This is a genomic window from Aeribacillus sp. SP014 (assembly GCF_054055575.1).
Genome location: NZ_JBSRXI010000001.1, coordinates 2,890,859 through 2,911,795, shown reverse-complemented (window position 1 = coordinate 2,911,795; position 20,937 = coordinate 2,890,859). Strand labels below are relative to the sequence as shown.

At 39.5% G+C, this 20,937-nt stretch carries 21 protein-coding genes and 1 pseudogene; 19 read left to right on the top strand and 3 right to left on the bottom strand.

Annotation, left to right across the window (positions count from 1 at the left end):
• Positions 1-18 precede the first annotated feature (18 nt).
• Genes aroE through ACVIJU_RS14215 form a run of 6 tightly spaced genes read left to right on the top strand, consistent with a single transcriptional unit; the run spans position 19 to position 3,403 of the window.
• Entirely contained in the window at positions 19-864 is an 846-nt protein-coding gene (aroE, locus tag ACVIJU_RS14240; RefSeq protein WP_066250548.1) for a shikimate dehydrogenase, read from the top strand.
• Positions 861-1,157, top strand: a complete 297-nt coding sequence (gene yhbY / locus ACVIJU_RS14235; RefSeq protein ID WP_456687701.1) for a ribosome assembly RNA-binding protein YhbY — start codon at positions 861-863, stop codon at positions 1,155-1,157. The genes aroE and yhbY overlap by 4 nt, the downstream gene beginning before the upstream one ends.
• A 22-nt stretch (positions 1,158-1,179) precedes the next feature.
• Positions 1,180-1,749 carry a nicotinate-nucleotide adenylyltransferase gene (locus tag ACVIJU_RS14230; protein WP_066250550.1) on the top strand — a complete coding sequence of 190 codons (570 nt, stop codon included), beginning with the start codon at positions 1,180-1,182 and terminating at the stop codon, positions 1,747-1,749.
• Entirely contained in the window at positions 1,739-2,299 is a 561-nt protein-coding gene (gene yqeK / locus ACVIJU_RS14225; protein WP_456687700.1) for a bis(5'-nucleosyl)-tetraphosphatase (symmetrical) YqeK, read from the top strand. Before ACVIJU_RS14230 ends, yqeK begins: the two co-directional genes overlap by 11 nt.
• Positions 2,300-2,312: 13 nt before the next feature.
• Positions 2,313-2,666, top strand: a complete 354-nt coding sequence (gene rsfS / locus ACVIJU_RS14220; protein ID WP_063388012.1) for a ribosome silencing factor — start codon at positions 2,313-2,315, stop codon at positions 2,664-2,666.
• A complete protein-coding gene (locus ACVIJU_RS14215; protein ID WP_232515575.1) occupies positions 2,654-3,403 on the top strand; it encodes a class I SAM-dependent DNA methyltransferase in 750 nt (249 codons plus the stop codon). Before rsfS ends, ACVIJU_RS14215 begins: the two co-directional genes overlap by 13 nt.
• Before the next feature lie 72 nt (positions 3,404-3,475).
• Here ACVIJU_RS14215 and comER read toward each other — a convergent pair whose 3' ends face one another.
• Positions 3,476-4,300 carry a late competence protein ComER gene (gene comER / locus ACVIJU_RS14210; protein WP_456687699.1) on the bottom strand — a complete coding sequence of 275 codons (825 nt, stop codon included), beginning with the start codon at positions 4,298-4,300 and terminating at the stop codon, positions 3,476-3,478.
• Positions 4,301-4,434: 134 nt separating this feature from the next.
• On the opposite strand from comER, the gene ACVIJU_RS14205 reads away from it, so the two are divergent.
• The 3 genes and pseudogenes from ACVIJU_RS14205 (at position 4,435) to ACVIJU_RS14195 (ending at position 8,015) form a co-directional block, all read left to right on the top strand.
• A complete protein-coding gene (locus ACVIJU_RS14205) occupies positions 4,435-5,085 on the top strand; it encodes a helix-hairpin-helix domain-containing protein (protein WP_456687698.1) in 651 nt (216 codons plus the stop codon).
• A gap of 33 nt (positions 5,086-5,118) precedes the next feature.
• A complete protein-coding gene (locus ACVIJU_RS14200; RefSeq protein ID WP_063388016.1) occupies positions 5,119-5,679 on the top strand; it encodes a ComE operon protein 2 in 561 nt (186 codons plus the stop codon).
• Positions 5,651-8,015, top strand: a pseudogene (locus tag ACVIJU_RS14195) (DNA internalization-related competence protein ComEC/Rec2). Before ACVIJU_RS14200 ends, ACVIJU_RS14195 begins: the two are co-directional and overlap by 29 nt.
• A gap of 100 nt (positions 8,016-8,115) precedes the next feature.
• Here the strand turns inward: ACVIJU_RS14195 and ACVIJU_RS14190 are convergent.
• Positions 8,116-8,247 (bottom strand): YqzM family protein, encoded by a 132-nt coding sequence (locus ACVIJU_RS14190; RefSeq protein ID WP_065095531.1) that lies wholly within the window; start codon positions 8,245-8,247, stop codon positions 8,116-8,118.
• A 287-nt stretch (positions 8,248-8,534) separates the two neighbouring features.
• Here ACVIJU_RS14190 and holA point away from each other — a divergent pair, with 287 nt between their 5' ends.
• Entirely contained in the window at positions 8,535-9,587 is a 1,053-nt protein-coding gene (gene holA / locus ACVIJU_RS14185; RefSeq protein ID WP_063388017.1) for a DNA polymerase III subunit delta, read from the top strand.
• 15 nt (positions 9,588-9,602) lie between these two features.
• Here holA and rpsT read toward each other — a convergent pair whose 3' ends face one another.
• The gene (gene rpsT / locus ACVIJU_RS14180; RefSeq protein ID WP_063388018.1) at positions 9,603-9,869 is read right to left on the bottom strand and encodes a 30S ribosomal protein S20; all 267 of its coding nucleotides are present in this window, start codon (positions 9,867-9,869) and stop codon (positions 9,603-9,605) included.
• 195 nt (positions 9,870-10,064) lie between these two features.
• On the opposite strand from rpsT, the gene gpr reads away from it, so the two are divergent.
• The 9 genes from gpr to dnaJ all read left to right on the top strand — a co-directional run bounded on the left by gpr (position 10,065) and on the right by dnaJ (position 20,928).
• Positions 10,065-11,159: a GPR endopeptidase gene (gene gpr / locus ACVIJU_RS14175; protein ID WP_063388171.1), complete on the top strand. Its 1,095-nt coding sequence runs from the start codon at positions 10,065-10,067 to the stop codon at positions 11,157-11,159.
• Between the two features lie 74 nt (positions 11,160-11,233).
• Positions 11,234-12,403: a stage II sporulation protein P gene (spoIIP, locus tag ACVIJU_RS14170; protein ID WP_063388019.1), complete on the top strand. Its 1,170-nt coding sequence runs from the start codon at positions 11,234-11,236 to the stop codon at positions 12,401-12,403.
• A 23-nt stretch (positions 12,404-12,426) separates the two neighbouring features.
• On the top strand, positions 12,427-12,774 hold the full coding sequence (locus tag ACVIJU_RS14165; RefSeq protein ID WP_456687697.1) for a DUF3679 domain-containing protein: 348 nt from the start codon (positions 12,427-12,429) through the stop codon (positions 12,772-12,774).
• A 184-nt stretch (positions 12,775-12,958) separates the two neighbouring features.
• Entirely contained in the window at positions 12,959-14,788 is a 1,830-nt protein-coding gene (gene lepA, locus ACVIJU_RS14160) for a translation elongation factor 4 (protein WP_327848029.1), read from the top strand.
• 63 nt (positions 14,789-14,851) lie between these two features.
• Positions 14,852-15,997, top strand: a complete 1,146-nt coding sequence (hemW, locus tag ACVIJU_RS14155; RefSeq protein WP_340734003.1) for a radical SAM family heme chaperone HemW — start codon at positions 14,852-14,854, stop codon at positions 15,995-15,997.
• An 81-nt stretch (positions 15,998-16,078) separates the two neighbouring features.
• Positions 16,079-17,104 carry a heat-inducible transcriptional repressor HrcA gene (gene hrcA / locus ACVIJU_RS14150; protein ID WP_063388023.1) on the top strand — a complete coding sequence of 342 codons (1,026 nt, stop codon included), beginning with the start codon at positions 16,079-16,081 and terminating at the stop codon, positions 17,102-17,104.
• 52 nt (positions 17,105-17,156) lie between these two features.
• Positions 17,157-17,789, top strand: coding sequence for a nucleotide exchange factor GrpE (gene grpE / locus ACVIJU_RS14145; RefSeq protein WP_261308784.1), 633 nt, complete (start codon positions 17,157-17,159; stop codon positions 17,787-17,789).
• Between the two features lie 33 nt (positions 17,790-17,822).
• Positions 17,823-19,655 carry a molecular chaperone DnaK gene (gene dnaK, locus ACVIJU_RS14140; protein ID WP_063388025.1) on the top strand — a complete coding sequence of 611 codons (1,833 nt, stop codon included), beginning with the start codon at positions 17,823-17,825 and terminating at the stop codon, positions 19,653-19,655.
• Between the two features lie 142 nt (positions 19,656-19,797).
• Positions 19,798-20,928 (top strand): molecular chaperone DnaJ, encoded by a 1,131-nt coding sequence (gene dnaJ, locus ACVIJU_RS14135; protein WP_063388026.1) that lies wholly within the window; start codon positions 19,798-19,800, stop codon positions 20,926-20,928.
• Positions 20,929-20,937 lie beyond the last annotated feature (9 nt).

The window sequence follows — 20,937 nt, the reverse complement described above, 5'->3', positions numbered from 1 at the left end:
AGGTGGAGAGGATTTCAAATGGAGCAAGTTTACGGAGTAATAGGCGACCCGATCGGTCATTCGCTTTCCCCTCTCATTCATAACGATGCTTTCGATTACTTAAATATGAATGCCCGCTATCACGCATTTCAAGTAAAAGGGGAAGAGCTTGAGCAAGCGGTAAAAGGGATGAAGGCTCTTGGCATAAAGGGGTTTAATGTAACGGTTCCGCATAAAGTGTCAATCATTCCTTTTCTTGATGAGTTGGATGAATCGGCTCAATTGCTTCACGCGGTAAATACAGTAAAAAACGAAGACGGGAGATTAATCGGTTTTAACACAGACGGATACGGATTTTACCTGTCATTGAAAGAGCATATTGACAATACTAATCCCCGAGATTTAAAAGTGCTGCTGATCGGGGCGGGCGGAGCCGCTCGGGCGATCTATACAACGCTGGCGAAAGAAGGCTTTGCGTTCATTGATATTGTAAACAGAACAGCAGAGCGGGCTCATCTGTTAAAGGAAAACTGCAGCTATGAGACAAAAGGAAACGTTTATTCATTCCAACAACTCGATCAAACGTCCAATGAATATGATGTAATCATTCAAACGACATCCATCGGGATGAAGCCGAATATCGAAGAAAAGCCGATTGAATTAACCGGACGCGTTCACGGCGGAACTGTCGTTGCTGATATCATTTATAATCCGCTGAAAACGATGTTATTAAAAGAGGCTGAAAAGCTGGGCCTTAAAACTGTTGACGGAGTAGGAATGTTTGTTTATCAAGGGGCATGTGCGTTTCAAATATGGACGAATGTGGAACCTGATGTCAGTCGAATGAAAAAGCTCGTATATGAAAAATTAGGAGGAAAATCATGACTTTAACTGGAAAACAAAAACGTTTTTTACGCTCTCTTGCACATCATCTGAACCCGATATTCCAAATTGGAAAGGGCGGAGTAAATTCAAATTTGCTTCAGCAGGTGAACGATTGTTTAGAAGCAAGAGAGCTCATAAAAGTGAACGTGCTGAAAAATTGTGATGAAGACAAATCAGCAGTTGCTCAAGCACTTGTTGATGGGACAAATGCCCATCTCGTCCAAATCATCGGAAATGTCATTGTTTTATATAAAGAATCAAAAGAAAAAAAACAAATCATTTTGCCTGAATAAACGAACGGATGGTGCGGAAAAATTGGGTAAAATCGGAATTTTTGGGGGGACATTTGACCCGCCCCATAACGGACATTTATTAATGGCCAATGAGGTTCTTCATTCTCTTAATCTGGACAAAATATGGTTTATGCCGAACAATATTCCACCCCATAAACAAAAGGAGCCGGTGACAGAAACACACCACCGGGTAAATATGCTGAAAAGAGCAATTGAAGGAAATCCATTTTTTCAAGTCCAATTAATTGAACTTGAAAGAGAGGGTCCGTCTTTTACGTATGACACAGTGAAAATATTGAAAGAAAGATATCCAAACGAAGAATTTTATTTTATTATTGGATCAGATATGATTGAAAATTTGCCTCATTGGCATCGAATAGAGGAATTGATGGATATGGTGCAATTTGTCGGCGTGAAACGTAACGGATACTCGAATGAGAGCACATTTTTCGTAAAAGAGGTGGAAGTTCCTCAGTTTGATGTTTCCTCTACAATGATCAGAGAGCGATTGAAAAACGGACAAGCGGTTGACTATCTTCTGCCCAAAAAAGTTATTCAATATATAGGGGAGAATCGATTATATGGAACGTGAAAAAGCGTTAGCAGTTGTGGAAAAGGCGATAACGAAACAGCGTTATCAACATACTTTAGGTGTAATGGAGACAGCTATCAGTTTGGCAAAGCGGTACGGCGCCGATGTGAAAAAGGCAGAATTAGCAGCTATTTTTCATGATTATGCCAAATTTCGGCCAAAAGATGAAATGAGAAAAATTATTATTGAACAAAATATGCCGAAGGACTTGCTGAAATATAATACAGAACTTTGGCATGCACCTGTTGGCGCCTATTTAGTCGAGAAGGAAGTCGGCATTTCTGATAAAGAAATTTTAGATGCGATCCGCTACCATACATCCGGAAGAGAAAACATGACTCTTCTTGAAAAAGTGATTTATTTAGCTGATTATATTGAACCGGGTAGAAGCTTCCCCGGAGTCGATGAAGTCAGGGAATTGGCACAAAAAGATTTAAATGAAGCGCTCGTTCAGTCGATATCCAATACGATTGCATTTTTAATGAAGAAAAAGCAGCCGATTTACCCTGAAACGTTTAAAACTTATAATGCGCTCGTAATGAAAAATTGAAGGAGTGAAGTGGATGAATTCGCGTGATATTCTAGCTTTAACTGTTAAAGCAGGCAGCGATAAAAAAGCAGAAGATATCGTAGTATTAAACATGCAAGGAATCTCTCTAATAGCTGATTATTTTATGATTTGCCATGCGAATAACGAAAAAAATGTGCAAGCAATTGCCAGAGAAATGAAAGAGAAAGCGGAGGAAAACGGAATTCCCGTCAAGCGTCTCGAAGGGTTTGACGAGGCAAAATGGGTTCTCATTGATTTAGGAGATGTCGTCGCTCATGTTTTCCATAGGGATGAAAGAAGCTATTATAATTTAGAAAAATTATGGGGAGATGCTCCACGCGAAGAAGTGAGCGAGTGGTTAGCTTGATTTATAAGCATTTTGCATCTGTGTACGACCGATTAATGAAAGATGTTCCTTATGATGAATGGGCGCAATTTTTGCATCAAGCGATTCAACGATATGGAAACGGCGGGAACCGGGTGCTAGATTTAGCTTGTGGAACAGGAGAAATATCGTATAGGATGGCAGAGCTTGGGTATGAGCTAACAGGTGTCGATCTTTCCGGAGATATGCTCGCCGTTGCCCAGGAAAAGATGATGAAAAAAGGGTTTGATGCACTCTTTATTGAACAAGATATGAGGGAGCTTAAAGGCTACAAGCCTTTTGATGCGGTGTTATTAAATTGCGATTCCATCAACTACTTGTTGAAGGAAGAGGATGTGGTCAAAACGTTTCAAGCCGTATACGATCACTTGAACCGAAACGGCTTATTTCTGTTTGATGCCCATTCTGTTCATAAAATGGAGAAAATATTTAAACATGCTGTATTCGCTGATAATGATGAGGATGTCAGCTATATTTGGAAATGCTTTGACGGTGAATATCCAAACAGTGTCATTCATGAATTAACCTTCTTTGTGAACAATGGAACGGATTATGTACGGTTGGATGAAGACCATTATCAAAGAACTTTTTCAATTTCTGAGTACCGACATATGTTGGAAAAGTGCGGCTTTACGATCGTTGACATAACGGATGGAATTTTTCAAAGCCCGGACATCGAGCAGGCGGAACGAATATTTTATATTGCGAAAAAAAGTTGAAACCATCGAATGTAATTTTTTTTCGATGGTTTTTTTCATTTTAGCAGGAATTTTCATGAGCCCTGCAGAATATTATTCATTGTCAAATTGATGCCTCACTTTTTGTAAATCTTCATCAAATTTTGCATGGGTGCTTTGAAATAAATGATGAAACATGTCGCCTAGTTCATTTTCAAGCACTTTAATCCCCTCTCCGGTAACTCCCCCTTTTACGTGCACTTTTTCCTGCAATGTCGGAAGCGTGTAATACCCGCTTTCAAGCAGCTTGCCTATGCCGATCATCATCTCGTTTGCTAATTGAACCGCATCCTCTTTCGAAATGTCTGTTTCCGCCTCAGCAGCTTCAATAAATTTTTGTAGCAAAAAGCTGAAAAAAGCCGGTCCGCAGCTGACGATATCAGATGCAACACGGGTAATGTTATTTTCTATTAAGATTGGCTTTGATATTTTTTCAAACATGGAAAGAATGATATTTCTTGTATGTTCGCTGCATCTATTTCCAAATGTCAGCAAAGCAGCTCCCGCTTTAGCCCTGTTTGTTATGCTTGGTATGACTCGGGCTACTTGGCATGGAACAGCCGATTCGATTTGCTCGACTGAAATCGGGCTCGTAATGGAAATTAAACATTGATGTTCTTGTAAACAAGTTTTCAGTTCCTTTAAAAGGGGGTGTATATCTAAAGGCTTAACGCATAGAAATATGAAATCGCTTTGATGAACGACCTCTATACTTGATGTACAAACATGTATTTCAGGATATTTCCGTTTGATGGCATATGCCTTTTGAATCGTTCTATTCGTTATAAACAACGATGAGGGTGTTGATACTTTTGCCTCGCAAAAAGCTTCAATGAGAATACGCCCCATATTGCCGGTTCCTATAAACCCTATTTTCACTTTTCACCCCTCCTTTTTTTAACATTGTTCTCCTACACGATATGTTCTGCTGCCTTATTTTATGAATGAATATTTAGAAAGGGGAATTCATGTGTATGAACCATTTCCTTTTTATAAAAAAGTATGGGGTTTTTTTGTTAATCATTTTCGCTGCCATTTTGTTTTTTATCATCAACAACTGGCGTGATTCAAACGAGATCGAAGTTTCCGATGAACCATTGCTGGAAACGGATGAACGAACGCCGATGCAAAAAAGCAGAGAAGATGATGACGAAGAAGAGAATGAGCACCGTAACGAACAGACGACGATGATTTTTATTGATGTAAAGGGGGCTGTTCGTAAGCCTGGTGTTTATGAATTGCCGTCATCCAGCAGGGTGTTTGAAGCAATCGAAAAAGCTGGAGGAATGAATGACCAGGCAGACGGAAATCGTGTGAATCTTGCCAGAAAGCTAACAGACGGTATGGTTGTTTATGTGCCAAAGCTAGGCGAAAAAATTGACGAAAATGCTCTTATGGATGAAAGCGGCGCAAATGCTGATGCTTTACAAAGACCGCAAGAGAAAGAAAAAATCAATATTAATACGGCGACAAAGGAAGAGCTGCAAAAATTAACGGGAATCGGCCCTGCAAAAGCGGAAGCAATTATCGCACACCGTGAAGAAAACGGGCCGTTTCAAAAAGAAGAGGATTTATTGGAGGTTACCGGTATAGGAGAAAAAACGTTTGAAAAGATCAAAAATGAGATTAGCGTTGACGAACATAAAGACTTGTCGATAAACTGAAAAAGAATGTTTACAAAATTCGGAGGGGTAAAAGTGGATCGAATTTCTTGGAATCATTATTTCATGGCGCAAAGCCATTTGCTTGCGCTGAGAAGCACATGTACAAGACTTGCTGTCGGTGCTACGATTGTCCGCGATAAACGGATTATTGCGGGGGGATATAACGGCTCGATCGCAGGAGGAGTTCACTGTATTGATGAAGGCTGCTATGTGATTGATAACCATTGTGTTCGAACGATCCATGCGGAGATGAATGCGATATTGCAATGCGCCAAATTTGGAGTGGCAACAGCAGGAGCGGAAATTTACGTCACGCATTTTCCATGCTTAGCTTGCACAAAAGCGATTATTCAAGCGGGTATTCAAAGTGTATATTATGCAAAAGATTACAAAAATCATCCATATGCAATGGAATTATTTGAACAAGCAGGTGTTCATATAGAAAAAGTCGCATTCGATGAAACGACTTTGGATTTAAAAAATGAAGAAAAGCGCGAATATGTTGAGCAGCTTTTAAATGCTTTAAAACATCTCGGCGTATCAGAAACGGACTTGAAAAAATGGAATGAACAAGCCCGTCAACTTTTCGGCTGATCTAATCGAAAAGGAGGTTATTTTTTTGAGAGGCCAGTGGGCATATGTCGCGATTTCCGCATTGTTGGCGATTGTTTCCGCTACCTCTTTTCCTTCCCTTCTTCCTTTTTTCATTTTTGCTGCACTTCTTTTTTTCTTATGGCTTCAACATAAAAGGAAATTAGCTTTCATCGTTGCTTGCTCGTTTTTGTTCATGCTTCCATATTTTCATTGGTATGATCAACAAAATAAAACAAATTATCACGAAGGCATGTTATCAGCAAAAGGAAAGGTAATCTCCTCTCCTGAAATCGACGGGGATCTGATGACATTTGCGGTCGAGACGAATCAGGGAGAAAAGCTGACGGCCCGTTATACATTGAAAACAAAACAAGAGATGAAAAGTACAAATAATATACGGCCAGGTGATATATGCAATTTTTCAGGAAAGCTTGAAAAACCGAAAAATAACACAAATGAAAATGCGTTTAATTATAAGCGCTATTTGTATTTTCAGCAAATCCACTGGCTGTATAAGCTCGACAAAATCGGGCATTGTACATATAAGCCGTCATGGAAAGATCATTTGGAAAATTACCGGCAAAAAATGATTGAATGGATTCATCATAAATTTCCAGAAAAAACAGCCGGCTTCGTCCTTGCTTTGACGGTAGGCTATCAGAACAATATTCCAGAAGAAGATCTTGCCGCTTATCGAAAGCTAGGGATTGTTCATATTCTTTCGATTTCAGGTCTTCACGTAAGCATATTAATCGCCTCACTTTACTTCTTCCTTTTGCGGCTGGGCATTTCAAAAGAACAAACCATTATGATTTTGATTTGCTTCCTCCCCTTTTATGCATTGTTAACAGGAGGAGCTCCGCCTGTCGTCCGCGCCTCTCTTATGGCAGCGCTGATCATGGGAGGAACACTTTTTAAACAAAATATGCCCCTTTCTGATTCAATCTCATTCAGCTTTCTTCTCATGACATTTCTTGACCCGTATGAAGTTTTTCATCTTGGATTTCAGCTTTCTTACGCAGTCACATTTTCACTAATTTTATCAAGACAAATCTTTCAAAAATGCAGGAATTCATTGCAATTGTTGGCAGCAGTTTTCATTTGTTGCCCAAACTGCTTCACTGCCGATTATATGCTACTATTTTTATCAATTTTCTCTATTGAGCTTTATCATGAATATTATGTTTGTGCCGCTATACACGTTCTTTTTGCTGCCGCTTACCATGATCACCCTCATTTTAACCGTAATTTCTTCTTCCATCGGTTCAATATTTGTTTCCCTTCTTCACACTTCTTTTACTTTGTCGTCCAAAACAGCATTATTTTTCAGTAATTTGCCTTTTTTCATGATAACAACTGGAAAACCGACTGTTTATTTATTTTTGCTGCAATGCGTCATTTTTATTGCTGTTTTCTTTCAAATGGAGCATAAGCCGATGAAAAAATGGGGAAAACCGATATTGTGCAGCAGCTTGCTCACTGCATTGCTTTTGATAGCAGGAAAAATGACCATGCCGGGAGAAGTAACAGTTCTTGATGTCGGACAAGGAGACAGCATTTTTATTAGAGAGCCCGGCTTAGGTAACAGTTATTTAATCGATACAGGAGGAATGGCTGTATTTGAAAAAGAAAGCTGGCAGATGCGAAAAAAACCGTTTTCCATCGCATTGGACGTCCTTATCCCTTATTTTCAGTCGAAAGGGGTAGAGGAAATTGAAATTTTGTTTTTAACTCATGGAGACTATGACCATATCGGCGAGTCATTAACCTTAATCAAACAATTTCGAGTAAACAAATTGGTTATTCCAAAATATTTTTCCAGAGAAGAGCTTGAAAAGCAAATAGTAAAAGAAGCGAAAAATCGAGGAATTGAAATATTTGAATTAGAAGCAGGAGATCGGATCACAGGCAGAACAGCTTTCCACGTTCTCTCTCCTTTCACAAAATCGGATTCTAAAAATAATGATTCTCTCGTCCTCATGGCAAAAATAGGCGGGTTGCGCTGGCTGTTTACCGGTGATCTTGAAGAAAGCGGAGAGCGGCACATGATTAAACAATATCCAAAAATGACTGCGGATGTGGTCAAAATCGGGCATCATGGAAGCAGAACTTCGACTAGCGATATATTTTTACAAACAATTGATCCGAAGATCGGGGTCATTTCAGCAGGAAGAAACAATCGTTTCGGACATCCTCATCAAGAAGTATTGAATCGATTAAAAAAACAAAACGTATCCATTTTTCGTACAGATCAAATGGGTGCTGTCCAATACAAATATCGAAAGTCTCAAGGAACCTTTTTATTCTACCCGCCATACGATACATTAACAAAATAGGGCAGTTTTGACAGCTTGAAAATGGAGAGATGATTGGACGGCTGGGTCCGGATTGTACAAGGAGCAAAAAGAAAGAGACTGCCGTTTGCAGCCTCTCTCTTTACGAGCCGATCAATTTAATCGCTGTTGCAATGATAAACAATGTGGCAAAAAAGCCAAAAGAAACAATAAAACCGACGGCAGAATCAACAGCATCATTACGTTTGCTTACATTTTGTTCAAATTCGTTCATCTATACCCCTCCTCATCGTCATAAGTAGTATAAGCGATTTCAGCAAAAAAATCTACATTCTTAAAAATGATTCATGTTAACGATTAACAACTATATTCTTTTTCGAAAGGGAGAATATATGAATGGGTAATCGTTTTTTTGTAAGTGTCCCGGGGCTTACAAAAAACGTTCATATAAATCGGAGGATTGGCTTCGCTGCCAATTCTCCATATGTTGAAGTGTTGCGAAAAAATTTTTTTCCATATATGATGAATGAAGCACACTTCATTTTTTAGGGGAATCTTAAGATGATTGTCGATTTATGGAATTCATTTAAAAAGAAACAATTTCAGTCTCTTTATTTATTTTATGGAAAAGAATCATTTTTATTAAATGAAACAATTCGCAAATTGTTAACCGAGGCAATTAGTGAAGACGAACGGGAATTTAATTATTCCGTCTATGATATGGAAGAAACAAATATAGAAACGGCTGTTGAAGATGGGGAAACGATGCCGTTTTTAGGTGAACGCAGGATGGTTGTTGTGAAAAATCCTTATTTTTTGACGAGCGAAAAGAAAAAAGAAAAAGTGGAGCATAATCTTAAAAAACTTGAACAATATGTAGAAAATCCTGCCCCGTTTACTGTTTTTGTCTTTTTGCTTCCACATGAAAAAATTGATGAAAGAAAAAAGCTGACAAAACAAATAAAGAAAGCGGCAACAGTAGTTGAAATGAATTCCTTTTCAGAAGAGGAAACAGTCAAATGGATAAAGGAAAAAGCGGAAGCAGAAAATGTGGCGATGGAAAAAGAAGCGATCGATGAGCTTATGGAAAAAACATCTGGTAACTTAATGATCATAGATAAAGAGATGGAAAAATTATGTGCATATGTTGGAAGCGGAAATAAGTTGACTGCAGAAATGGTCAAGCAGCTCGTTGCACGCTCGCTTGAACAAAATGTTTTTGATTTAATTGATGCCGTCGTCAAAAAGAAAACAGAAGAAGCCTTTAAAATTTTTTATGATTTGTTAAAAATAAACGAAGAACCGATTAAAATTTTAAGCCTCCTTACACAACAATTCCGTCTATTATATCAAGTGAAGCAGCTTTCGAAATCCGGTTACGGACAGGATCGGATGGCGTCATCCTTAAAGGTTCATCCGTTTCGCATTAAGCTGGCTTTAAAACAGGAGAAGCAGTTTTCTGCCAGTGAATTGCAGAGCATCATAAAAGCTCTTGCGGAGACAGATTTTGAAATAAAAACAGGAAAAAAAGATAGACAATTAGCGTTAGAGTTTTTGCTGCTGAAGCTGTTTCAGCAAGAAAAAAAGCAATCAACAAGCGGGATAAAAGCTTGATGATTGCTTTTATTTTTATGCTGATAAGCTGTTTAATTTTTTAGCTAAGCGTGATTTGAAACGAGCGGCTGCATTTTTATGAATGATTCCTTTGGAAGCAGCTTTATCAATTTTTTTCGCAGCTACTTTAAACGCTTCTTTTGCTTGTTCAACATCTTTATTTACAACGTACGCTTCAAACTTTTTAATTGCTGTACGCATAGCCGATTTCATTGATGTATTGCGGGCACGGCGTGTTTCATTTGTTTTCATTCGTTTAATAGCGGATTTAATGTTAGCCATTGTTTCACCTCCTACTGACTATATAAAATCAAAGCTGCCGCATTCTTTTTTGGATATAGAACAAAAGTTATTCTATCAAACGGTTTTTTCTTTTGCAATACTAATGTAAATGAAATCCCCCTTTGAAGCTAAGAAATGGGATGAAATAAAATGACTTTGGAAAAAATAGATAAAAATGAACTTGGGGTGACAATGATGAACAACGCGCTTGATTTAAGCAAATATTCAATCAGAACGGATTTGGCGCTTGAAGCGAGAGATTTGGCTCTTGAAAAAAAGAAAGAAATGGAAGGGGTCATCGTTCAAGAAGAAGAGGAAGACGGTATGAAAATTGTCCATATGGACATTACGGATAAAGGTGCTGAGACAATCGGCAAAAAGAAAGGTAAATATTTAACGCTGGAAGTGCAGGGAATCCGCAATAAAGATACCGAACTGCAGGAAAAAGTAATCAAAATGTTTGCAAAGCATTTCAGTTCTTTTTTGGAACAGCTGCAAATTTCTAAAGATGCAAGCTGCTTAGTGGTCGGTCTTGGCAATTGGAATGTCACTCCAGATGCTTTAGGCCCTTTAACATGTGAAAATTTATTGGTCACAAGACATTTGTTTCAGCTTGAACCAGAAAACGTCAAAGAAGGCTATCGACCTGTCAGCGCCCTTGCACCAGGAGTGATGGGGCTAACGGGAATTGAAACATCTGATATTATAACGGGAGTTGTAAAACAATCAAAACCTGACTTCATTATTGCCGTTGATGCATTAGCTGCAAGATCAATAGAGCGTGTAAACAGCACAATACAAATTGCCGATTCCGGCATCCATCCTGGATCCGGCGTAGGAAACAAAAGAAAAGAATTGAGTGTGGACACGATAGGCGTTCCGGTTATATCAATCGGAATTCCGACAGTAGTTGATGCTGTAACGATAACTAGTGATACGATTGATTTTATATTAAAGCATCTCGGCAGAGAAATGCGGGAAGGAAATCGCCCAAAAAATGCGTTGGCTCCGTCTTGGTTTAGCTTTGCTGAAAAAAAGAAGCTGACGGATGAAGATTTGCCTGAGGAAAAAGAGAGAAAGCAGTTTTTAGGGATAATCGGTACACTGGAAGAAAATGAAAAGAGAATGCTGATTCATGAAGTGCTGAGTCCACTTGGACATAATTTAATGGTAACACCGAAAGAAGTAGATATGTTTATTGAAGATATGGCGAATGTGCTTGCGAGCGGTTTAAACATGGCGCTCCATTCCGCGGTGAATGAAGAAAATACCGGGGCTTACACACATTAAAAACAAAGTAAAAGTTCTATTCCTCCAAGTGCTGTCATACATATTTTGTAGACAAGCCTTGGAGGAGGATTTTCATGAAGCATCGCAGAATGGTCGTAACAGTTGATAGGACAAGCTTAAAAAAAATCATCTTAGCGGGATTTTTTTTAATCATTTTTATGTTTTTCATTACAGGGCTTTTGACGTCGATTAAGATTGAATATCGTCCCGCCTCTAGTTCTATTCATGAAATCACGGGAAATATAAACGGCAGAATGTTTCTTCATTTATTAAACTTTGAAAACCATTATTTTTCTCAAGGATTAGAAGAAAGTAAACCGGATTTTTCAGTTTCTTCCGTCCTTTTTCAATTAACGACAAGCATAAATCCTGATGATCCGCGCAGCTTGCTCGGAAGGGAGCTTCCAGGGTTTACTTTGTTCGATGGCGACATCATTGTGGCTGGAGAAGGGACGAATTATACGAACATGCCGATTGAATCCGCTCCCCCGACAGAAGTGCTTTTAGAGGAAAGGGAAGCTTCGATTGACAAGCTTGAAGATGTGGAAGGCGAGGAAAAGCCAAAACAGTCTCCTAACTTAACAACGAATGGAAAAAAAGTCGTATTTATTTATCATACTCACACGACCGAATCTTATTATCCTTTATTAAATGGGGCAAAATCTCCTTTTCATTCAAAGGCGAATGTCACATTAGTCGGAGAAAAGTTTGGACAGGAGCTTGAAGAAAGAGGAATAGGAGCGGTTGTGGACAAAACGAATTTTCAAACTGTATTAAATGAGAAAAAATGGAAATATTACAAATCATATGATGCATCAAGACCTGTTGTTCAAGAAGCATTGGCATCGAATCGAGATCTTCAATACATTTTCGACATCCACCGTGATTCACAAAAAAGGGATAAAACAACCATTACGATTAATGGAAAGAGTTATGCCAAAATTGCATTTGTGATTGGTGGGAATAATCCAAATGCTGATAAAAATAAAAAAATTGCACAAAATTTGCACAAATTGTTTGAAAAGAAATATCCGGGCTTAAGCCGTGGTGTGTTTTCCAAAAAAGGCGAAGGAGTTAACGGCGTTTACAATCAAGACTTATCAGAGAATTCGCTGCTGATTGAATTCGGGGGAGTTGATAATAACATGGAAGAACTCAGCAGAACTGTCGAAGCTGTTGCAAACATATTTAGCGAATATTATTGGCAGGCAGAAAAGGTGAGCGGGAGCGTTCAGAACGAGTGACGGCTTGAAAGGAGGAATGTTTGATGGCGAAGTTTATGGCCAAAAGTCTGCTTCTAACCTTCATTATGTTTTTAGGAGTAATAATTGGCATACAGCAAGCGAGCCATGGCATTCAACAAATGAGAGGCTATGAGACGGAAGAGACAGTCGAAGCCGTTCAACTAAAGCAAAAGGACGACGGAAAACTGGAAGCCACGATTTTGGGAAATCAAGTGACAAGCCACGATTTACAAAAAAAGCAGGAGCAGCTTGAAAAAATAGAGGCATTCAATTTCTTCTCTCAAATTGGAAAATCGCTTGCGAATCTAGTGCAGAAAGGAACGTCAGCGTTCATTGAAGGAATATTGGAACTGATTGAAGCATACACCTAAACAAATTTAAAAGAAAGACTTGAAGCAATCCGCAGGTCTAGTCTATTTCAAAACAGGGTTCAGACAGTCATTCTGATCCCTGTTTTGCGTATTCAATCACAGAATAAATTTTCATTGAATCTCCAATTTTCTACTGATATAATCAAAGCTAGTGTAGTTGGCTAGTAGGAGTGGTGACAAAAATATGAAAAGGGAAGAAAAATTAGAACGCCAGAAGAGAATTCGCAATTTTTCCATCATTGCTCATATAGATCACGGGAAATCAACACTAGCTGACCGGATTCTGGAAAAAACAGCTGCTGTTACCCAAAGGGAAATGAAAGAGCAGCTGCTCGATTCGATGGATCTTGAACGCGAAAGAGGTATAACAATTAAACTGAATGCGGTTCAGTTATCATATAAAGCGAAAGACGGGAATGAATATATTTTTCATTTAATTGATACCCCTGGACATGTTGATTTTACGTATGAGGTTTCGAGAAGCTTGGCTGCCTGTGAAGGCGCCATTTTAGTTGTGGATGCGGCGCAAGGGATCGAAGCGCAAACGCTGGCGAACGTCTATTTAGCGATTGACAACGACTTAGAAATTTTGCCTGTTATTAATAAGATTGACTTGCCGAGCGCTGAGCCTGAACGAGTGCGACAAGAAATTGAAGACGTGATTGGGCTTGATGCTTCTGAGGCTGTGTTGGCATCAGCAAAAGCAGGAATCGGCATCGAAGAAATTTTAGAACAAATTGTTCAAAAAGTCCCAGCTCCGCAAGGTGACCCAGACGCACCTCTCAAAGCGCTTATATTTGATTCTCTGTATGATGCATACCGTGGAGTTGTTGCTTATATACGCGTTTTTGATGGTACGGTAAAAGTCGGAGACCGTATAAAGATGATGGCGACGGGGAAAGAATTTGAAGTAACGGAAGTCGGTGTATTCAAGCCAAAAGCGCATCCTGTACAGGAGCTCACGGTTGGCGACGTCGGTTATTTAACGGCTTCCATTAAAAATGTCAGTGACACACGAGTTGGTGATACGATCACTAGCGCTGTCAATCCGGCTGCCGAGCCACTGCCGGGGTACCGAAAATTAAATCCGATGGTCTTTTGCGGGATGTATCCAATAGATACGGCAAAATACAACGATTTACGTGATGCTCTTGAAAAATTGCAGCTGAATGACTCCGCATTGCAATTTGAACCTGAAACATCGCAAGCGCTGGGCTTTGGATTTCGCTGCGGCTTTTTAGGTCTGCTGCATATGGAAATCATCCAAGAGAGAATTGAAAGGGAATTTCATATTGATTTAATTACGACGGCGCCTAGCGTTATTTATCATGTTTATTTAACAGACGGCAGCATGGTTCAAGTTGATAACCCTTCGAACATGCCGGATCCGCAAAAAATTGACCGAATAGAAGAGCCTTATGTGAAAGCCGGGATTATGGCTCCAAACGACTATGTTGGTGCGGTGATGGAGCTTTGCCAAGGAAAACGCGGCCAATTCATAGATATGCAATATTTGGATGAAACGAGAGTCAATATTGTTTATGAAATCCCCCTTTCGGAAATCGTTTATGATTTTTTTGATCAGTTGAAATCAAGCACAAAAGGGTATGCTTCGTTTGACTACGAACTCATTGGCTACAAACCTTCAAAACTTGTGAAAATGGATATTCTTTTAAACGGGGAGAAAATCGATGCTTTATCCTTCATTGTTCATCGTGACAGCGCCTATGAACGCGGCAAAGCTATCGTTGAAAAATTAAAAGAGCTTATTCCAAGGCAGCAATTTGAAGTTCCTGTTCAGGCTGCAATTGGAAACAAGGTCATCGCACGTTCAACGATTAAAGCTTTACGTAAAAATGTGTTGTCAAAATGTTACGGTGGAGATGTGTCGCGTAAACGGAAGCTTCTTGAAAAACAAAAAGAAGGAAAAAAACGAATGAAACAAGTCGGCTCTGTCGAAGTGCCGCAAGAAGCCTTCATGGCTGTGCTGAAAATGGATGAAAACCAAAAATGATGTTGACGAGTGCCGCAGCCATTGCTGCGGCATTAGCGCTTTGGAAAGGCAGGAGAATGAAAAATGGCTGAAGCCGCGTATATTCATATCCCGTTTTGCGAACAAATATGCCACTACTGTGATTTCAATAAATTTTTTTTACAAAACCAGCCTGTTGATGACTATTTGCAAGCACTGTGTTTGGAAATGAAAAAGGCAATGGAGGATCAAGTATTAAATGAAGAATTAAAAACGATATTTATCGGCGGCGGTACGCCTACTTCCCTGTCAGCCAAACAGCTCGATCATTTAATGGAGAGCATACATCAAACTTTGCCGATGCAATCCGTAGTTGAATTTACAGTTGAATGCAATCCAGATCAATTAACGATGGAGAAGCTGTCTGTATTGAAAAACGCCGGAGTCAATCGCCTATCCATCGGAGTGCAAGCCTTTCAAGATTCATTGCTGAAAAAAATTGGAAGGACTCATAATAAAGAAACAGTTTTTCAAGCAGTTGAACGGGCAAGATCGCTAGGCTTTGAAAATATTAGCATAGATCTTATGTACGGTCTTCCCGGCCAAATGATAGAAGAATGGAAAGAAACTCTTTCCGTTGCTTTTTCATTAGAGGTCCAGCATATGTCTGCTTATTCGCTAATCGTAGAACCGAAAACGGTGTTTTATAATTTAATGCGAAAAGGAAAGCTTTTGCTTCCTTCTCAAGAGGAAGAGGCGTTTATGTATGAGACCGTTATGAATGAAATGGAACGACACGGATACCATCAGTATGAATTAAGCAATTTCGCACGCAAAGGCTTTGAAAGCAAACATAATTTAACGTATTGGCATAATAACCATTACTATGGATTTGGAGCTGGAGCACACAGCTATTTGGACGGGATCCGGCGGGAAAACGCTCGACCGCTGAAAAAATATATTGAAATGATTTATAAAAATAATGGAACGGCTTTTGTTTCGGAGAATATGCTGACAAAAGAAGAAATGATGGAGGAAGAAATGTTTCTCGGATTGCGGACGATTAGAGGGGTTTCCAAAAAACGGTTCCGAGATAAATACGGATTAGATGTTGGGGAAGTATTTGGCCCGCAAATTGAAGAACAATTAAGAAAAGGTCTTTTATCTGAAAGTGCATCACATCTTTTTTTAACAAGAAAAGGAATGCTTTTAGGCAATGAAGTATTTCAAGCATTTCTCGCAGTTAGTTAATTGACAATTCTTCTTTCATTTGATAACTTTATCATAGAATTAGCACTCGAGTAATATGAGTGCTAACAGAGGTGATGTTCCTTGCTGACAGATCGTCAATTATTAATTTTGCAAATTATAATTGATGATTTTATTCAATATGCTCAGCCGGTTGGCTCCCGTTCTTTATCGAAAAAGGAATCGATTACGTTCAGCTCGGCTACAATCCGAAATGAAATGGCGGACTTGGAAGAATTAGGATTGATTGAAAAGACCCATACGTCATCAGGCAGAGTGCCGTCCGAAAAAGGGTATAGATACTATGTCGACCATTTATTGTCACCAAAAAAATTAACGAAAAAAGAAATTATGGCGATAAGATCCATTTTCGCCGAGAAAATATATGAATTAGAAACGCTTGTTCAAAAATCAGCTCAAATTTTATCTGAGCTTACAAGCTATACAGCGATTGTTTTAGGTCCGAAAGTTTCGGAGAACCGACTCAAACGTTTGCAAATCGTTCCAATTAACGAAGATAAGGCGGTTGCCATATTTGTAACGAACACAGGCCATGTTGAGAATAAAATGATTACTTTTCCAGAAAAAATAGACATGAGTGAACTGGAAAAAATCGTAAATATTTTAAATGAAAAGCTTGCTGGCGTGCCTCTAAGCGAATTAAAGGATAAAATATACAAGGAAATTGCAAACATTTTACGGAAGCATATTAGAAATTATGATATTTTATTAAAATTGATTACTGGCACGCTGAATGTAGGTCACGAAAAAATATATTTCGGAGGAAAAACGAATATTTTGAGCCAGCCGGAGTTCCGCGATGTCTCTCAAATTCAAACATTTTTAGATTTCATAGAACAAGAAGATGAACTGTATGATTTGCTAAAGACAAACCCGTCAGGCATTACGGTGAAAATTGGCACGGAAAATAAAATATCTGCTATGGAAAACTGCAGCTTAATTACTGCCACCTATTCAATTGGCGAGAAGCAAATCGGCACAGTCGCGGTGCTTGGCCCGAAACGAATGGATTATTCAAGGGTCATCAGCCTTTTAAAATTTTTCTCGAAAGATTTATCACAAGTTTTAACAAAGCTATATCAAGGATAGGATGGGGGAATTCTCCATCCCTTTTCCTTTGCACTTTAAGGGAGGTGAAATGATGGCAAACGATCAGACTGAAAAAGAACAAACAATCCAAGAAGAAGTTGAATACAATAACGAGAAAGCCGAAAACGAGAAAGAAGAAATGCCTGATCAAGAAGAATTGCGCCAAGAGGGCAGCCAAGAGGAAAAAGGTGAAGAACAATCTTCTTCAAATGCTGAAGAGGAATTGGTGAAAGCGAATGAAAAGATCGCTGAGCTTGAGGCAAAGCTGGAGGAAATGGAAAATCGCATGCTTAGAGCTCAGGCCGATTTTGAAAATTTTCGCCGGCGCAGCAGGCTTGATATGGAAGCACAGCAAAAATATCGTGCGCAAAGTTTAATATCAGATCTTTTGCCTGCTATTGATAATTTTGAACGGGCGTTGAAAATTGAGGCAGAGGATGAAAAAACAAAATCCGTTTTGCAGGGCATGGAAATGGTTTACCGTCAGATCCTTCAAGCACTTGAAAATGAAGGAGTTGAAGTGATCGAAGCGGTTGGGAAACCGTTTGATCCGCACCTTCATCAAGCGGTAATGCAAGTGAAAGACGAAAATTTCGAATCCAATGTTGTTGTGGAAGAGCTGCAAAAAGGCTACAAACTGAAAGACCGGGTTATTCGACCATCTATGGTAAAGGTTAATGAGTAATTACATATGATAATTAGCAGGAGGTTGTGATATATGGGTAAAATCATCGGTATTGACTTAGGAACAACGAACTCTTGTGTAGCGGTTCTGGAGGGCGGCGAACCGAAAGTGATTCCAAACCCAGAAGGAAACCGGACGACACCGTCGGTTGTTGCATTTAAAAACGGCGAGCGTCAAGTAGGTGAAATTGCAAAACGCCAAGCGATCACGAATCCAAATACAATTATTTCTATTAAACGCCACATGGGAACTGACTACAAAGTGGAGATTGACGGAAAAAAATATACACCACAGGAAATTTCTGCCATTATTTTGCAGCATTTAAAATCGTATGCAGAAGATTATTTAGGGGAAAAAGTAGAAAAAGCTGTCATTACTGTTCCTGCCTATTTTAACGATGCTCAGCGCCAAGCAACAAAAGATGCAGGAAGAATAGCCGGTCTTGAAGTTGAACGGATTATCAATGAGCCGACTGCAGCTGCTTTAGCTTACGGTCTTGACAAAATGGATGAAGATCAAACCATTTTAGTTTATGACTTGGGCGGCGGTACATTTGATGTGTCCATTCTTGAACTTGGGGACGGTGTTTTTGAAGTAAGAGCAACAGCGGGCGACAACCATCTCGGCGGTGATGACTTTGACCAAGTCATTATTGACTATTTAGTAGATCAATTTAAAAAAGAAAATGGCATTGATCTTTCCAAAGACAAAATGGCTCTGCAAAGATTGAAGGATGCTGCGGAAAAGGCGAAAAAAGACTTATCAGGCGTAACATCAACACAAATTTCTTTGCCGTTTATTACTGCAGGTGAACAAGGACCGCTTCATCTGGAAGTGACATTAACGCGGGCAAAATTTGAAGAATTGTCTGCGCATCTTGTAGAAAAAACTATGGGTCCTGTTCGCCAAGCATTGAGCGACGCTGGTTTAACGAAAAACGATATCGATAAAGTAATTTTAGTCGGAGGCTCCACTCGGATTCCTGCTGTTCAAGAAGCGATTAAAAAGGAAATTGGCAAAGAGCCTCATAAAGGTGTTAACCCGGACGAAGTCGTTGCGTTAGGTGCTGCAATTCAAGGCGGTGTCATCACAGGTGATGTGAAGGACGTTGTGCTCCTAGACGTTACTCCATTATCGCTTGGAATTGAAACGATGGGCGGAGTGTTTACAAAACTGATTGAACGGAACACTACGATCCCAACGAGCAAGTCGCAAATCTTTTCAACTGCTGCTGACAACCAAACTGCGGTCGATATTCACGTTCTGCAAGGGGAACGTCCGATGGCTGCTGACAATAAAACATTAGGACGCTTCCAATTAACAGATATCCCGCCTGCGCCGCGAGGAGTGCCGCAAATCGAGGTAACGTTTGATATCGACAAAAACGGAATTGTAAACGTAAGTGCTAAGGATTTAGGAACTGGAAAAGAACAAAAAATTACAATTAAATCATCCACGGGATTATCCGAAGAAGAAATTGAGCGCATGATTAAGGAAGCGGAAGAAAACGCTGAAGCTGACAAAAAACGAAAAGAACAGGCAGAATTGAGAAATGAAGCTGACCAGCTTGTCTTTACGACAGAGAAAACATTAAAAGAGCTGCAAGGAAAAGTTGATGAAGCAGAAGTGAAAAAAGCAAACGAAATAAAAGACGCATTAAAAGAAGCGATTGATAAAAATGATTTCGATCAAATAAAAGCGAAAAAAGAAGAACTTCAAGAAATCGTTCAAAACCTTTCTGTAAAACTTTATGAGGAAGCGGCTAAACAAGCACAGACAAATAATCAACAAAATAATTCTGAAAACAAAAATAAAAATGACGATGATGTGATTGACGCTGAATATAAAGAAGTAGATGACAAATAAAATGTTTTAATCTGAAAATGGATAAGTCAAAGTCAGGCATGTCTTGACTTTGACTTTTTTCAGTAAAGGCGGTTAACAGTTGCTTTCTTCCGTTTGTCAATGTTAAAATTTACTCTATGTGAGAAATCGGGAGTGTGAATATATGGCGAAGCGTGATTACTATGAGGTGCTTGGAGTTAGTAAGAACGCAACAAAAGAGGAGATTAAAAAAGCCTATCGCAAGCTGTCCAAAAAATATCATCCGGATATTAACAAAGACCCAGACGCGCCCGAAAAATTCAAAGAAGTAAAAGAAGCGTATGAAGTGTTAAGCGACGACACAAAAAGAGCCCAATATGACCGCTACGGTCATGCAGGTGCTACTCAAGGCTTCGGCGGCTTTAACGGTGAAGAATTTGAAGCGGATTTCGGGGGATTTGGATTTGATGACTTATTCAGTTCGATCTTTGGCGGAGGAAGAAGAAGAGATCCGAATGCTCCTCGAGCAGGTGCAGATATTCAATATACGATGACGATTTCATTTGAAGAAGCTGCGTTCGGAAAGGAAACGACAATTGAAATTCCTAGCGAAGAAACATGTGATACTTGCCACGGTTCAGGAGCGAAACCTGGTACTACTCCGGAAACTTGTCCGCATTGCGGAGGTTCGGGTCAAATCAGCTCAGAGCAGCGAACAGCTTTTGGTGTTTTTGTGAATCGGCGCGTTTGTTATCAATGTAACGGAACAGGTAAATTTATCAGACATCGCTGTACAACTTGTGGCGGCAGCGGAAAAGTGAAGAAACGCAGAAAAATCCAAGTAAAAATTCCAGCTGGTGTAGATGACGGTCAGCAGCTCCGCATACAAGGGAAAGGAGAGCCGGGAATTAACGGCGGTCCATCAGGTGATTTATATATTGTTTTCCACGTACAGGAACACGAATTTTTCGTCCGCGATGGTGATGACATCTATTGTGAAATGCCGCTGACATTCGCACAAGCTGCGCTTGGAGATGAGATTGAAGTTCCTACTTTATACGGTAAAGTGAAATTAAAAATACCTGCAGGCACGCAGACAGGCCGAAAATTCAGACTGTCTGGAAAAGGGATCAAAAATGTTCACGGCCATGGCATAGGAGATCAATATGTAACTGTTCGCGTCGTTACACCAACTAACCTTACGGAAAAACAAAAAGAATTGCTGCGGGAATTTGCGGCTATCAGCGGGAATCAACCTGATGTACAGGAAGAAAGTTTTTTTGATAAAGTGAAGCGGGCGTTTAAAGGAGATTAAAGGATTGGG